Origin of the sequence: Kamptonema animale CS-326 (genome assembly GCF_028330895.1) — a bacterium.
Lineage (GTDB): Bacteria > Cyanobacteriota > Cyanobacteriia > Cyanobacteriales > Microcoleaceae > Kamptonema > Kamptonema formosum.
Window position 1 is genome coordinate 1 of sequence record NZ_JAQMUA010000480.1, and the last position, 15,769, is coordinate 15,769.

Consider the following 15,769-nt stretch of genomic DNA (forward strand, 5'->3'; position numbering starts at 1 on the left):
GAGGATGGGGAAGATGGGGAAGATGGGGAGATGGGGAAGATGGGTAATTAGCCATTAGCGATTAGCAGTTAGCCATTAGCAGTTAGCCATTACCAATTACCAATTACCAATTACCAATTACCAATTACCAATTACCAATTACCAATTACCAATTACCAATTACTTGTTCTCATGCAAGTTAAAAACCGCTAGATAATTCTTATTCCTCAATCATGCTCAGACCCCCAGCAAACTCCTCTCCATAACCTTCTTCACCGTGTTCGTTAATATCTAAACCTTGGTCTTCAGCGGATTGCTTAACTCGCAAATCCATCAGTGTCCCCAAAATCTTGAGGATTACAAAAGTACCGACGGCGGCAAAAATGTAGGTAGCGACAACACTAATAATTTGGGTTACAAGTTGCCCCGGATTGCCAAAAAGCAATCCATTATTCCCTGCACTGTTAACTGCTTTAGTTGCAAATACCCCAGTTAAAATCGCCCCCACTGTTCCGCCCACACCGTGAACGGGGAAAGTATCTAAAGAATCGTCAAATTGCAGTTTTGCCCGCAAACTAACAGCAAAGAAACAACAAACGGCAGTGATTGAACCAATCAAAATACCTGAAAGCGGAGTCACAAATCCAGCCGCAGGCGTAATGCCGACTAATCCTGCTAAGAAACCAGAAGCAATTCCCACAGCCGTCGGCTTACCTCTCAGTACCCATTCCAGAATTGCCCAAGTCAAACCACCTGCGGAAGTAGATACCATCGTAGAGACAAAAGCAACTGCTGCTAAAGCTCCCGATCCTAAAGCACTACCGCCGTTGAAGCCAAACCAGCCAAACCATAGCATTCCAATTCCCAGTAGCACATAAGGCACATTATGGGGAGCGTGAGGCTTATTCATAAAGTCTTTGCGGGGCCCGATCATCCAGGCTGCAACCACCGCAGAAACGCCGGAACTAATATGGACAACATTACCGCCTGCGAAGTCCAAAGCTCCCAGTTCGCCCAGCCAGCCTCTGCCCCAAACCCAGTGAGCTAAGGGAGAGTAAATAAAGGTAGACCAAAGCAGTACAAACCAGAAATAAGCTTTAAAACTCATCCGCTCAACGATCGCACCTGAGATTAAAGCAGGCGTGATGATCGCGAACATCATCTGGTAAACCATGAAGACTTGGTGGGGAATCGTTCCCGCGTAGCCAATCGGATCGGGTTTATCGGCTGCGACATTGTTTAAAAACATCCAGTCGAAGCCGCCGATGAACTTTTCAATCCCTTTGGCAAAGCCTTCAGAAACGGGGGTGGAGACATCGAAGGCCAAACTGTAACCCCAAAGAGTCCAGGTAACGCCGATCAGAGCCATTAGTAACAGACTCATCATCATTGTATTGAGGACATTGCGCGATCGCACCAGTCCCCCATAAAAAAATGCCAACCCCGGAGTCATAAATAACACCAGCGCCGACGAAATCAGCATCCACGCCGTATCACCACTATTAATCGGATTTTCCACTACTTCGGGTGCATTTTGAGCCAAAGCATTTCCCATAAGTGGGCCACTCAACACCCATAACGAGATAACCCCAATCAGTAGAAGTTTTTTAATCACTTTTCACTTACTCCCCAACACAAAGGAATTTTCAAGGCTAACCTTTGGATTCCACCATTTGTCAAACAACCATTCTGTATTACCGAATACTAAAAACCGGACTTACACACTCACTAGAATTTTCTGTCATTGGATGTTCTGTCATTGGATGTTCTGTCATTGGGATGTTCTGTTATTGGGATGTTCTGTCATTGCGAGCGAAGCGAAGCAATCTCCTTGGGGCTAAGATTGCTTCACTACGTTCGCAATGACAGACTTAAATTTTCTATGTTCGCAATGACAGACTTAAATTTTCTATGTTCGCAATGACAGAATTAGATTTTCCGTGCGTAAGTCTTAATTAATGATTCACATCTAACTCTAACTGACTAAAAACTTGAAGAGCCGATCGCCACACCAAATATCCCTGCTCATTCAGGTGCAGACCATCAGTGCTCAGTTCCAATCGGAGATTACCATTTGTATCGGCAAAAAGTGGGTATAAATCTAGGTATAAAGCATTTTCTGAATTAGCAACCTCTTTAAGCTGCCGATTTAGATCGCGAATGTAACTGTTAGGAATTGCTAAAAGGCGATCGCGACCCTCCCAAGAAGCTCGATCTCCCCCATGCGGTAAAATCGATTGCACTATAATTTGCGAATGAGGATGAACCCAACGCAAATCGCGGATCATCTGTCGGTGGTTAGCCAGAATCGTTTCCTCTCCTATCCCCCGAATCAGATCGTTAATCCCAATCATTAGAAAAATCGTCTCCGGTTTAACGCGGTCAAAAATTTGCAACCGCTTTAGCAAACCCGCCGAAGTCTCACCAGAAATTCCTTGATTCAACCAAATGCGATCGCCTGGTAACAGTTGCGGTGGGAACCACATACTCAGGGAATCCCCAGCCAGAACAGTCAGCCTTTCGGGTCTATTAACCGCCACAGCCTCAGCTTCTCGCCCCAACTGAGCCACCCACTGTTCGTAAGTCCACTTGTGGCGAGGCCCCAACACAGGCTGGTTTTGCCCAATACCTCCCGATACCTGTTCCAATATTTTTTCTTGAAAGCTAGTAGCAGTCATAGAGTTACTAGCTTGAGCAGAGTGAGAGATAATGCGATCGCGCATCACCAACAAAGCAACAGTCACAAGCAGCAGCCCATTGGTAGCTAGAGATAACAAAGCCCAAGCCGGAGGAGTTGTTGAGCGAGTAAATTTCATCCCTAATAGGGATTTATTAGAGCCTCCTCCACTACCAGCTTCAAACTTAACCATAAGCTCAGGGGACGTGCAGCCATCCGACGGCGAATTGGCATAAATACTGGCTCGGATTCAACCGATCGACTCTGTTTTCGACCTGTGGGAATCAAGCACCGTCTTTTTTGCACACTTTACCACAAAATTGTTAACCGTTAACTGTTAACTGTTAACTGTTAACTGTTAACTGTTAACTGGTAGAACTACATTAACGAGGTAATCTCTTAAACCAAGGAGATTGGGACGAGGATAAGGAGCGATGGGAGAAGATGGAAGATAGAAAATTCCCCCCTCTCCCCTGCTCAAGAGCTTAAGAGAGCCCCCTGCCCCCTATACTCTACTTATTCCCAGTCCCGCCGCTAGCAGGCCAGCCGCTACGGGAGGGTGCATCATTCACCCCACTAAAGCCTGTCTCCTTGACAAAGCCGCTGTAGGCTTCCATTCCGTGTTCGCCAATATCTAGGCCTTCCGCTTCCTCTTCTGGAGTAACTCGGATACCCAGAGTCGCCTTCAGAGCCAGCCAGAAAATCGTACTCAGCAGAACAGTCATCCCTCCCACTGAAACAATGCCTACAATTTGCGACCAAAGTTGACCAAAGCCACCACCTACTAGCAATCCGGCTGCTGGGCCAGCAGTATAGATACCAGTTGTCGGGCCATCAGCAAACAAGCCTACTGCCAGAGTTCCCCAAATACCGCAGACTAGGTGAACTGAGGTTGCACCTACGGGGTCATCAATTTTTAAGTTATCGAAGAAAGTAACTGCAAAGACTACGATTACCCCAGCAACAATGCCAATCAGGGCAGAATTAGGTACGTTAATCCAAGCACAACTAGCCGTAACACCAACTAAACCAGCCAAAAGGCCGTTAATAATCATGGAAAGATCCGGCTTACCGAGGTAAAGCCAAGCAGTAAGACCTGCGGCCAATGCGCCAAAAGCGCCGGCTGTATTAGTTGTAATCGCAATGTGAGCGATCGCATTTGGATCTACAGCCATTGTCGAGCCTGGGTTGAACCCAAACCATCCTAACCACAGAATTAAACATCCTAACGTCGCAATACTCATGTTGTGGCCGGGCATAGCAACGGTTTCGCCATCTCTATACCTGCCCGTACGGGGCCCCAGAAAAGCTGCTCCCATCAAAGCTGCCCAACCGCCCACAGAGTGAACTACTGTTGAACCTGCAAAATCCCAAAAGCCTGCTTTTGCCAGCCAACCGCCGCCCCAAATCCAGTGTCCGGTGATGGGATAGGCAATTCCTACTAGCAACAAGCTGAAAATTAAGAAATCAAAAAACTTGATCCGCTCTGCAACTGCTCCCGAAACAATAGTTGCGGCCGTACCTGCAAATACTAATTGGAAAAAGAACTTAGCATTGAGCGGTATACCAGTCCAATTTAAAGAGCTGAAGATGCCTTGGTAAGCGTCCCCTGTGGCAGGGCTATTGTCAGTCACGTTCCAGAGAAACCATCCGCCGCTGGTACCGAGGAAACCATTGCCGTCGCTGAACATTAGGGCAAAGCCAATCGCCCAAAATGCAACTGTGGAAAGGGCAAATACAATTAAGTTTTTGGCTAAAACATTAACTGCATTTTTTTGACGACAGAAGCCAGTTTCTAGCATACAGAAGCCAGCATTCATAAAGAACACCAGCATCCCAGCCACCATCACCCACATGGTGTCCATTCCCACCTTCAGACTTGCTAATTGTTCCTCAGTGGTGGGGGGTGCGCTTTGCGCTACGGCAGCGTAACCCCAAAACAGCACGATGATACCAGCTAAGGGAATGCAAGCCTGCCAGCTAGGGCTCAACCGCTTAATGGCGACTTGTAAACGAGCTAACTTTTTGGTAACTCTCGGAAATTCAGTTGCGAACCAATTGGAACGAGATCGCTGTGTTTTTCTCAATTTTTTCTTTTGGATTGTTAGTTTAGACATCTTGCAAATATTTCAGCAATTGTTCAAAGATTCCATCAATATTTGTTCCTTACCTTCTGTATCCAAATATACATTTTTTTAGCGAAGGTTCTGGAATTGCTTGGGTTGACATAGCAGCACGAAAGTAGACAGCTTGTCAAGCCTAATTGCTCATTTCTTAGTTAACTGTTAAGGGTTAACAGTTAACGGTTAACTGTTAATAACTTTAATCGAGATACTGCTTATAACCAAGCTCAGCTAAGCGCTCTTGCTTTTCTATCACAGATTGCGATAAACTTTGGCGGTACTGCTGCACTCGCTCTAACAATTTTGGTTGGTAAGCCGCTAATATTTGTACTGCTAATAAGCCAGCATTTTTAGCATTGCCTATTCCCACTGTTGCTACAGGTATGCCAGCAGGCATTTGTACAATGGAGTAGAGGGAATCTACCCCTTGCAGGTGGCGTGTGACCACAGGTACTCCAATTACTGGCAAAGGTGTCAGCGATGCTACCATACCTGGGAGATGTGCTGCTCCTCCCGCACCTGCAATAATAACTTTTAGACCTCTCAGATGTGCATTTTGGGCATATTCTACCATCCGCTCAGGAGTGCGGTGGGCGGAGACGATCGCGACTTCGCAAGGGATGGTAAATTCTTCACAGATGGCGATCGCATCTTTCATCGTTGGCAAGTCAGAATCACTGCCCATGATAATTCCAATTACAGCTTGAGTCATAAGATTTTCGATTTCAGACATATTTAGATATTTTGTTGGAATAATGATTGAAGCAACAACCCCAATTGCTGCCCCGATAGATATTCTTAATGCTAAGCTCCCCGGTTACAATGGCTTGCAGGCGATCGCTATTAATGCTGAGGGTATCATTCAAGGAATTTACCCGATGGACAAAGTGTTTAAGCGGGTTGCTCCTCCAGATTTGCAAGTAATCGACGCAGGCGGAGATTTGGTGTCTCTCGGCGGAGTCGATTTGCAAATTAATGGTGCCCTTGGCTTAGCGTTTCCAGATTTAGAGAGCGACAATATCCCATTTTTACAGGAAATTTGTCAGTTTTTGTGGACTCAGGGAATAGATGGTTTTTTGCCAACTCTGGTAACAACATCAGTGGAAAAATTTAGGCGATCGCTTTCTACTATTGCTGATTTTATGGCCGCTAACAAAGACGCATCTCCTAAAACAGCTCAAATTTTGGGAGTCCATCTAGAGGGGCCGTTTCTTAATTTTCACAAGCGAGGCGCTCATCCAGCAGAATTTTTATTACCATTAAAAATAGAAAATGTCAAGCAAGTTTTGGGCGATTGGGCAAATATAGTTAGAGTAATTACGATCGCGCCAGAGTTAGACGGCACAGGAGAAGCGATCGCCTATTTGCAAAGTTTAGGCATTACAGTTAGCCTGGGACATTCACTAGCCACAGCAGCACAAGCACAGGAGGCTTTTGCACAAGGAGCCTCAATGGTAACTCACGCTTTTAATGCCATGCCCAGCTTACACCATCGAGAACCCGGAATGTTGGGAGCAGCGATCGTTCACCCCCATGTTCGGTGTGGATTAATTGCCGATGGCGAGCACGTAACTCCTGCCATGATTGAAGTGCTACTCCGTTCTAGCAAATATGAACAAGGAGTTTTCTTAGTTAGCGACGCTTTAGCACCTTTGGGATTGCGGGATGGCGTTTATCCTTGGGATTCTCGGTATATTGAAGTTAAAAAAGGTACGGCTTGGGTACGAGTTGGCTATCACGAACCAGTAGAAGGGGGAACGTTAGCGGGGACGACGCTACCTTTATTGATGGGGGTACAAAACTTGGTGAAGTGGGGAATTTGCGATGCCGAAAGTGCGATCGCGATGGCTGTGGATTCACCGCGAAAAGCGATCGGACTTCCTGGGATTTGTGGTCAGTCGGCTGTTCAGTTATTGCGCTGGAAGTTGAATGAATTGACGAAAGAATTGACTTGGCAAAGATTATTTTAGATAGCTACTATTGTTTGTACAAATTGTCAAGAGTTAAATTGGTTTAATGGCACTGCTAACTTGATAATTCTTTTTAAGAATCAATGACAGCACTCCAATCATCATTTTTAACTGCTGCTTCTAATTTTTGATGACGCTCAGCCATTACGCTATCCTGTCGATCGTTCTTCTCTAATTCATCAATAAGCGTGGTATCCGCCATTGCTTTACGTAATTTAAGCTTCTTCTCTTCGTAGTTATTGCGATCGCTTTCTGACATCACAATCCGGGCCGCTTCACCCACTGTACTCGCCCAATTTCCCTGTGCTGCTTGATTTCCAGGTGGAATGTAATCTAACTCAGCAATCCATTCATCCCGAAGAGCTTCCATCGCCTGACGCTTAGGAAATTTAAACACCTGAACTCTAATAAAAGCACAGATTTCAGTTCCATTTTGAGCTATGTGTCCTTCTAGAGACTGGCGTACATCCCGTGAGTAACCAATGTATTGAGTTTGGCGATCGCAGTCTAAAACTGCATACACTCCAGCAACCTTAACCCGATCGGTGAGCGATCGCCAATCTTCCACTGAAACAACCTCAGCCACGTCATTATCTAAGGCAATAGATGGGCTAACGGAGGTATGCTCATCATCAGAACTATACAAAAAACTGTGCAGCCCTTGATGAGCCACAGGAACGTTCTGATGTTCAATAGCGATATTATTTTCGGATTCCATCGGATTTAAGTCTCGCTTCCATAAATTAGAGCTTTATTGAAAATATCTTACCTCTTAATCAGGAAACATAACCGCTGTATTGCCTGATTCCCATTTTGGGTATTTCTTCATCACCTGAGTGTAGATTTCAGAATCTATAAACTCTGATAACCAAGCTTGTAGCTGCGACCAAGGCTGTGCATTGAACCAATCTAGATCGGTATGGGCGAATTGACGAATAAAGGGTGAGATCGCCATATCTGCTAATGCCACACGATTACCGAATAAATATTTTTTCGTGCTTAAATTCACATTCAGTTTCTCTAAATATAAAGCCCCCTCAATCCGATGAGCTTCTGGATCGCTACCTTCATAACGATCGGGGTATTTATAACGGTCAAGATGATATTTAAACCGATCGTCAAATTCAGCAATCAGCTCTAACATTTCTGCAACCGAACCTTGTTCTGGAATTAACCATTTTTCCGGATCGTGTTGTGTCAATGCCCACAGCATAATATCGATACTTTCATCCAGTACGCGCCCATCAATATCAATCAATACCGGTACCGTACCTTTAGGAGATACGTCCAACATTTCCTGTGGTTTATCACGTAAGACAACTTCCCGTAACTCACAGACTCGATTGCTTATAATTAATGCCAAGCGTGCCCGCATAGCGAATGGACAGCGGCGGAAAGAATACAAAATTGGGTAGGTTGCTGACATCGGCAAAGGAAAAAGGAAGAAGAAAGAGGGAAGAAGGAAAAAATCTAAAAGAAAGCCGATTTCTAGTTTTATTCTCCCCTAAAATTAACACTAGAAACCGGGTTTTTTGACGAAAATACTTCGCCCGTACCCACAGATTATCTCAAAAACCCGGTTTCTGGAGCCCTGAGCGTAAGTCCTAATAAATAAACGCAGCCATGTCATTGCGAAGGGAACTAAGCGATCTATAGATTTGACTTCTCCTTGACATGATAGCTCGCACCGATATGTACTTGATTGCGACTCTTCGCCAGCTCAATTTGACGCTGACGCTCGGATAACCGATTTTTCTGCGCTTCAGTTTTCGAGTTATGGCAATGCGGACAACTTATACCCAAAACAAATAATTCTGAAGCTTTTTCTTCCTGACTAATTGGGTGACGACAAGCGCGACAAAGTTCATATTCACCAGGCTTTAAGCCATGACCAACTGAAACTCGTTCATCAAAAACAAAACATTCGCCTTCCCAGCGACTTTCTGCTTCTGGAACTGTTTCTAGATATTTTAATATTCCACCTTCTAAGTGATAAACTTCCTGAAAACCTTGACTTCGCAAAAATGCTGTAGATTTCTCGCACCGAATACCTCCTGTGCAAAACATTGCTACTTTCGGCTTATTGCGTAATGCCGTTTCTCGCTTTACCCATTCGGGTAATTCAGAGAAGCTTTTTGTTTTGGGATCGATCGCACCTTTAAAAGTTCCGAGGGATACTTCGTAGTCGTTACGCACATCAACTACGACAACATCAGGATCGTCAAGTAGTTGATTCCACTCGTCAGGTTTGACATACTTACCAGCCATTTCAGTTGGATTAATATCGGGTACACCCATAGTCACGATTTCGCGTTTTAAGCGTACTTTCAACCGATAAAATGGTGCTTTTTCGGAGAAAGATTCTTTGTGGGTTAAATCAGCTAAGCGCGGATCTCGACGTAAGAATGCTAGCACTGCATATATGCCTTCAGGTAAGCCGGCAATCGTGCCATTAATTCCTTCTTGGGCTAGTAAGATAGTACCTTTTACTTTGTTTTCGTTGCAGCAGGCTAGCAAGGGTTCTCTCAGTTGGGCAAAATCTGAGAGCTCAACAAATTTATACAAGGCGGCGGTTAAGAAATAAGTCATAGCTCAATAGGCAGGTGGCAGGTGGCAATATATAGAAAGGGTTGGGAAACTCTAGCTTAACGTGGGATAGACCGCGATCGCACCAAACAATTTTTTAGGCAGAATTAGGGACTTACGCAAAAAACCCGGTTTCTGACCAAGATGGTCGCTTTTTTCCAGAAATATTAACGCCGAAACCGGGTTTTTGACCAGCGTAAGTCCTAAGAATGCAACAGCCCTTGCAGGAAAGGGGGTTGAGGGATTAGTTCAAAGAATTTAGCAGGGAGCCAGTTTACAGTCCTGCACGGCTCTCCACTAATCAAATCTCATAAGCATAAATATTCATTGCCCGTGCCAATTCTGCTGCTACTTCTGGCCGTGAAAATTCCGGCGGTGGTAATTTCCCTTCTCGTAACATTTGCCGCACCTTTGTCCCGGATAAATGTACTCGCTGTTCTGGTAAACTTGGGCTTGTCTTTGTCGTAGCCATTTGCCCCGTCAATTTACAGTAAAAAGCGTGTTCAAATTTCATTGGCATGATGCCTAATGCTGCGGGGTCAAATTCTTCAAAGATGTGTTGAGCATCGTAAGTTCCATAGTAGTCACCAACCCCTGCATGATCGCGCCCGACAATGAAGTGCGTACAGCCGTAGTTTTTGCGGATTAAAGCATGAAAAATTGCTTCTCGCGGCCCTGCATAGCGCATGGCTGAGGGATTAATTGCTAAAATTACTCGGTCTTGTGGGAAATATTTTTCCAACAGGATTTCGTAACAGCGCATCCGTACATCGGCGGGGATGTCATCTTCTTTTGTTGCGCCAACTAAGGGATGTAAAAACAATCCATCTACTATTTCTAAAGCGCATTTCTGAATGTATTCGTGAGCTCTGTGGATGGGGTTCCGGGTTTGGAATCCGACGATGGTTTTCCAGCCTTTTTCACGGAATAAAGCTCTCGATTTGGCTGGGTCAATTTGATATTTAGGAAACAGGGGATGATCCAGACGTTCCATTAGCCATACTGGGCCAGCGAGGTTAATAGGCCCGGATTTGTCTAGTACCTGCACGCCGGGATGTTTGAGGTCATCAGTTTTGTAAACGTTGATTGCCTCGATTTCTTTGCTGTAGGAATATTTTTCAGTTAGTTCTAAGATGCCTACAAAGTCGCCTTTGGGCGAGTCGAGGCGGACTAAGGTACCTTCTTTAAGGCGATCGCTTACTTCTTGGGAGACGGGAAGAGTGACGGGAATTGCCCAAGGCAGGCCGTTTGAGAGGTGCATATCGGCGACGACGGATTTGTAGTCATCGCGATTCATAAACCCTGTCAGGGGGCTAAAACCGCCGATCGCAATCATTTGTAAGTCGGAGAGGGCGCGATCGTCTAACTGAACTCGCGGTAGAGTCTCTGCTTTGTGGAAAAATTCTTGTCTCTGATCTAGTGTGGCAATACGGTTGATCAGTTGACCGCCGTGCGGCGGAATGCTATCTAAATACTGACTCATGTTAATTTGGGTTTTCAGCTTGTAGCTACCAGTGTCCATACTACCAAGCTCTGGGACTTTGGACTTACGCATTTGTAACGCCGCCCTCCCGGCGGTTGCTCATAACGCTGGGACGGCGGCGTTACGATCGCTTTTAGGTTTTAATGTTAAATTTTTGGGGATCGGCTCCCAATTTACCCACTGATGGCATCTCTGGCTGATTTCGAGTCAGGCGGTACGCGCAATGCGTGTAGATGTCTCCTACTCAGACAAGCCATTATTAACAAATAAATTGCCTCGCTCTCAATATTTTTAATAATGGGTATTCTCGTCCAGAATCTAATGCCATTATTTGCCAGTCTTGGCAAATAATTTCAAAGGGGTAAATCCAGCCGCGATTGTTAACTAACGTGAATTCGACGGAAAATTTAAGTACATTGGGTAATCATAATTCTCGGAGTTCCTTTCCTTTTAAACGCTGATTAAATCGAGATGGCAATCGTGTCGGAACCACGTTAGATAAATTGACATTCTCAATAATACTATTGACTTTGAACTGAGAATGCGTTACAAATTTGCTTAGCGGCTCCTTGGCTGTCTCTTCCGCCAACTGTGTAAGTCCTGACTGCGAGGAGTGTAAGGTAGAGCCGCTAATCTAGTAGAAAGCGACAAAAATTTTGAAAAACCTTCTTAAAAGCCAATGCAGCCAGATTCTCAAAAATCCCCTCATTTGCCTCTCGTCTCAGTCATTATCCCTGCATACAACGCTGAGCCATTTATTGAAGAAACGCTGAAATTTGTTCTCGCTCAAACTTATCGAGCAATTGAAGTTTTAGTAGTTGATGACGGTTCCCAAGATCGAACCCCTGAAATTGTTGAAGAAATTTGCCAAAAAGATTCTCGTGTCCGACTCCTGAAACAGTCAAATGCTGGAGTCGCTGCTGCTCGCAACTTAGGAATTGAGCACTCGAGAGGAGAATATATTGCTCCGATTGATGCTGATGATATTTGGTATCCTGAAAACATCGAAAAACAAGTTCAATGTATGTTGGAAGGAGGAGAAGAAGTAGGAGTCGTCTATTCGTGGACAGTAGACATTGACGAAGAGGGTTTCCTCAATGGGGACATCCACACTTTTATGATTGAAGGCGAAGTGTATGAAACCCTAGTCTGCCACAACTTTTTAGGCAATGCTAGCGCTTCAATGCTCCGGCGTTCTGCCTTGGAGAAAGTTGGCCTGTATGACAGCAGCTACAGAGAACGGAGTGCTCAAGGCTGTGAAGATTGGGATCTGTACCTGCGGTTGGCAGAATTCTATCAATTCCGAGTTGTACCGGAATTCCTAATTGGATACCGCAAAGTGTACAGCAGTATGTCTAGTAATTATACAGCAATGGCGAAGTCTCACACCTTAATGCTGCAAGATGTCAGGCAACGGCATCCTGAAATTCCTAACTTTCTCTACCGATTGTCTACCAGTAATTTTTTAATGTATTTAGCACGCCAAAGCAGCCGGAATGGTAGCGATCGCACCGCACTATTTTGGTTGTTACAAGCTTTAAAAACTGAGTGCATCTCGCCTTTGTTGCGCTATAGCTTTTATAGATTATTGAGTAAGAGCCTTTTAAACCTATTATCCCAGCGTGGGAAATCTCAGGAGGCTATAGAAAAACCTCTGAAAGCGCAAGAACAGACTTCTGCTGAAATTAAAATCAGCAGCCTAGATTTGCTAGTTGAAAGTAGGCGCAAAAATATCGCATTGATGGTGACGATTGGGAATATTATTCACGGCTCAATTTCCCGCCTAGTCAAGCGAAATCAAGCAAAGATGGACATCCTCCCTCCAATGAACGTTAGCGCCACTCCACCTGCAAAGGCAGAGTTGTCTTATGAAAAAAGAAATTCAGGCTATTAGAACTCTGCTCCCTCTCCTCAAAGTATATCCTTGGGCAATCCCGGCAATGATTTCCTTGGGTATGCTTGCTTCTCTTTCCGATGGCTTTGGCATTAGCTTATTCATTCCCTTTTTGCAAACTTTACAGCAAGAACAAGCTCAGGTTGTAACTGGCAATTCTTTCATTGATTCTCTCAATAAGATATTCGTTGCTGTCCCTGCTGGCTACCGCGTCTTAATCATCCCATTTTGTATTTTAGCCAGCATCATCATCAAAAACTTGATTGTCTATAGTAATTCTGTGCTTTTTGCTTGGTTAAACTCGCGAATTAGCAACAGATTGCGCTGCCAAATTTTCAACCAAACTTTAACCGTTAGCTACTCTTTTTTAGAGCGCAGCGAATCGGGAAAGATTATGAATATTTTGGCGACAGAGAGTTGGCAAACTAGCAAAGCTTTGAGTTTATTTGTTAACTTGATTACCTGTGCTTGTACGATTACTGTCCTGGCGACGCTGTTACTGCTTATCTCTTGGCAACTCACATTAATTATTAGTATAGCGCTGTTTTTTATCTCACAGTTCATCCAGTTTGTGACGCGCCGAGTCAAACATCTGGCACAGCAAGCTGTAGACGCTAATTCTCAGTTGGCTGTCCGTATGTGGGAGGGATTAGGAGGAATGAGAGCCATCCGCTCCTTTGGACGGGAACCTTACGAACAAGAACGCTTCGATCGCGCTTCCCAGCAAGTGCGAAACACCTTTTTGCAGCTCGATATCCTGGGAGGACTGATCAATCCACTCTATGAAGTTTTTTCCGCACTCCTCCTGCTAGCGATTTTAGCGATCGCCCTCCTGCAAAACCAGTCAGCTATGCCCACGCTGCTGACTTTTTTATTCATCCTCTACCGCTTGCAACCGCAGGTGCAACAGCTAGATGTCGCGAGGCTAGGTTTAGTTTCTACCGCCAGTTCTGCTGCACTGGTGATGGCTTTTTTAGACACTTCTGATAAACCTTACATCCGCTCTGGTACCGTTCCCTTTGACAAGTTGAAGCAGGCGATCTATTTTGAGTCAGTTTCCTTGACTTACAATCCTGAAGATCGGCCGGCAATAGAGGCTGTTTCCCTGGAGTTAAAACGCGGTCAAACCACTGCTTTAGTGGGGCCGTCGGGTGCGGGAAAATCGACCATTATCAGCCTACTGTGTCGCTTTTATGAGCCAACATCAGGAGAAATTTATGTTGACGACTGCCCCTTAAAAGAACTGAATTTAATCGACTGGCGGAAGGGGATTGCGATCGTCAGCCAAGATGTTCATATCTTTAGCGGGACGGTGAAGGATAATATCGCCTATGGGCGTTTAGAAGCAACGGAGGCAGAAATTTTTGACGCGGCAAAACTGGCCAATGCTCACGATTTTATCAGCCAACTGCCGGAAGGGTATGAGACGAAAGTAGGCGATCGCGGCGTTCGGCTTTCTGGCGGACAAAGGCAGCGCATCGCCCTCGCTCGCGCGATCGTCCGCGACCCGGATATTCTAATTCTAGATGAAGCAACGAATGCTCTCGATAGTATTGCCGAAAACTTGATTCAGGAGGCCCTCAGTACCCTCAGCCAGAATCGCACCGTTATTGTCATTGCTCACCGCTTATCGACAATTGAAAATGCCGATAAAATTATTGTCATGGAAAATGGCAGAGCGATCGAACAAGGCAACCTTCAGCAGTTGCTAAAACTTGACGGCCTCTTCGCCAAGCTTTATCACCTGCAACACCGCAACGTACAAAACTAAGTACAAAAACTAAGTACAAAACTAATAGTAATTTGGTTAATTACTTATGCCTTATCCCATCGTTGATATTGAAGTAACACAGCCGCTCCCAACTCTGACAATTTCTGAGGAAGATACAGGAATTGCCTTAGTGGTGAGGCGCAAAGATAAAGCTGTTGGTTTCATCATGCAGCCTCTTCCTGGCAAGAGCATCATTTCTCCTGAAGATTTAGCTAAAACGATCGAGCGGGAGGTCGGTGCTAAGTTACTTCAGGAAGCGATTAGAGAAGAGTTAAATTCTGGCAAAAATGATGATGCTTTTCCCTCGCTGACAGTAGCAATTTGTACCAAAGATCGGGTGGATAATGTAGCGCGGTGTCTGGAACATTTACTGAAGTTACAAACACCTATCTCTGGTGAAAAAGCTGAATTTGAAGTGTTAGTTATTGATAATGCACCGTCTGATGAAAAAACAAAAGAATTGGTAGATGGTCTGCCAAAAGTGCGTTATGTTCGAGAACCAAAACCTGGTTTAGACTTTGCTCGAAATCGTGCATTGCAGGAAGCAACTGGCGAAATATTAGCTTTTCTGGATGATGATGTCACCCCCGATCGCCAATGGCTAAACGGCTTGATGGAAGCTTGGGCAGAAAATCCCGATGCGGCTGGTTTTACAGGGTTAGTCCTACCTTATGAATTAGCAACTACAGCCCAAATTTTATTTGAAAGTCGAGGAGGTTTTCGGCGGGGCTTTGAGAAAATTCGCTATGGCAAAATCTTACCATATAACCCCTTATACCCCTGTGGTGCTGGCATATTTGGAGCTGGTTGCAATATGGCATTTCGCCGCGATGTCTTACTAAAATTAGGGGGATTTGATGATGCACTTGATACAGGTGCGCCCCTCCCAGGCGGTGGCGATTTAGATATTTTTTATCGAGTTGTTCGTGCTGGGTATCCCTTCGTTTATGAACCTCGCTATCTGGTGTTTCACCAACACCGCCGGGAATATGAAAAACTGCGCCGCCAGTATTGGAGTTGGGGGTTAGGTTTTATGGCTTTTGTGGTAAAATCCTATCAGACAGATCCTGGCAAGCGATCGCAGCTAATCCGGCTGATCGTTTGGTGGATTGGTTATCAGTTGGATGAATTGCAAAAAAGTATCAGGGGCTGTCATCCTTTGCCCCCAGGCATGATTTTAGCGGAAATGTGGGGCGGTATCGTGGGAATTTTTGGTGAGTACCCCCGTTCTTTAAAGCGTATCGAGCAGATTCGGCGGCAATTTGCCTAAAAAAGAAGATTTGCTT

Annotated in this window: 12 protein-coding genes; 4 read left to right on the forward strand and 8 right to left on the reverse strand. The window is 45.0% G+C overall.

The window, feature by feature from the left end:
* Window positions 1-199: 199 nt before the first annotated feature.
* The 4 genes from PN499_RS27910 to purE all read right to left on the reverse strand — a co-directional run bounded on the left by PN499_RS27910 (window position 200) and on the right by purE (window position 5,491).
* A complete protein-coding gene (locus tag PN499_RS27910) occupies window positions 200-1,534 on the reverse strand; it encodes an ammonium transporter (protein WP_417063902.1) in 1,335 nt (444 codons plus the stop codon).
* A 400-nt stretch (window positions 1,535-1,934) separates the two neighbouring features.
* A complete protein-coding gene (locus tag PN499_RS27915; protein ID WP_007355032.1) occupies window positions 1,935-2,849 on the reverse strand; it encodes an SGNH/GDSL hydrolase family protein in 915 nt (304 codons plus the stop codon).
* A 319-nt stretch (window positions 2,850-3,168) separates the two neighbouring features.
* Window positions 3,169-4,773 carry an ammonium transporter gene (locus PN499_RS27920; RefSeq protein WP_272036694.1) on the reverse strand — a complete coding sequence of 535 codons (1,605 nt, stop codon included), beginning with the start codon at window positions 4,771-4,773 and terminating at the stop codon, window positions 3,169-3,171.
* Between the two features lie 205 nt (window positions 4,774-4,978).
* On the reverse strand, window positions 4,979-5,491 hold the full coding sequence (purE, locus tag PN499_RS27925) for a 5-(carboxyamino)imidazole ribonucleotide mutase (protein ID WP_272036733.1): 513 nt from the start codon (window positions 5,489-5,491) through the stop codon (window positions 4,979-4,981).
* Window positions 5,492-5,534: 43 nt separating this feature from the next.
* On the opposite strand from purE, the gene nagA reads away from it, so the two are divergent.
* A complete protein-coding gene (gene nagA / locus PN499_RS27930; protein ID WP_272036697.1) occupies window positions 5,535-6,749 on the forward strand; it encodes an N-acetylglucosamine-6-phosphate deacetylase in 1,215 nt (404 codons plus the stop codon).
* A gap of 73 nt (window positions 6,750-6,822) precedes the next feature.
* Here nagA and PN499_RS27935 read toward each other — a convergent pair whose 3' ends face one another.
* The 4 genes from PN499_RS27935 to sat form a co-directional block, all read right to left on the reverse strand.
* Window positions 6,823-7,467 carry a GIY-YIG nuclease family protein gene (locus PN499_RS27935; protein WP_272036699.1) on the reverse strand — a complete coding sequence of 215 codons (645 nt, stop codon included), beginning with the start codon at window positions 7,465-7,467 and terminating at the stop codon, window positions 6,823-6,825.
* Between the two features lie 54 nt (window positions 7,468-7,521).
* Window positions 7,522-8,175, reverse strand: a complete 654-nt coding sequence (locus PN499_RS27940) for a glutathione S-transferase (protein ID WP_272036701.1) — start codon at window positions 8,173-8,175, stop codon at window positions 7,522-7,524.
* A gap of 224 nt (window positions 8,176-8,399) precedes the next feature.
* Window positions 8,400-9,338, reverse strand: coding sequence for an oxygen-dependent tRNA uridine(34) hydroxylase TrhO (trhO, locus tag PN499_RS27945; protein ID WP_272036703.1), 939 nt, complete (start codon window positions 9,336-9,338; stop codon window positions 8,400-8,402).
* Window positions 9,339-9,636: 298 nt separating this feature from the next.
* The gene (sat, locus tag PN499_RS27950; protein WP_272036734.1) at window positions 9,637-10,818 is read right to left on the reverse strand and encodes a sulfate adenylyltransferase; all 1,182 of its coding nucleotides are present in this window, start codon (window positions 10,816-10,818) and stop codon (window positions 9,637-9,639) included.
* 679 nt (window positions 10,819-11,497) lie between these two features.
* On the opposite strand from sat, the gene PN499_RS27955 reads away from it, so the two are divergent.
* Genes PN499_RS27955 through PN499_RS27965 form a run of 3 tightly spaced genes read left to right on the forward strand, consistent with a single transcriptional unit; the run spans window position 11,498 to window position 15,753 of the window.
* Window positions 11,498-12,712 (forward strand): glycosyltransferase family 2 protein, encoded by a 1,215-nt coding sequence (locus PN499_RS27955; RefSeq protein WP_272036705.1) that lies wholly within the window; start codon window positions 11,498-11,500, stop codon window positions 12,710-12,712.
* Entirely contained in the window at window positions 12,687-14,483 is a 1,797-nt protein-coding gene (locus PN499_RS27960; RefSeq protein WP_272036707.1) for an ABC transporter ATP-binding protein, read from the forward strand. Before PN499_RS27955 ends, PN499_RS27960 begins: the two co-directional genes overlap by 26 nt.
* A 46-nt stretch (window positions 14,484-14,529) precedes the next feature.
* Entirely contained in the window at window positions 14,530-15,753 is a 1,224-nt protein-coding gene (locus PN499_RS27965; protein WP_272036709.1) for a glycosyltransferase family 2 protein, read from the forward strand.
* Window positions 15,754-15,769: the final 16 nt, after the last annotated feature.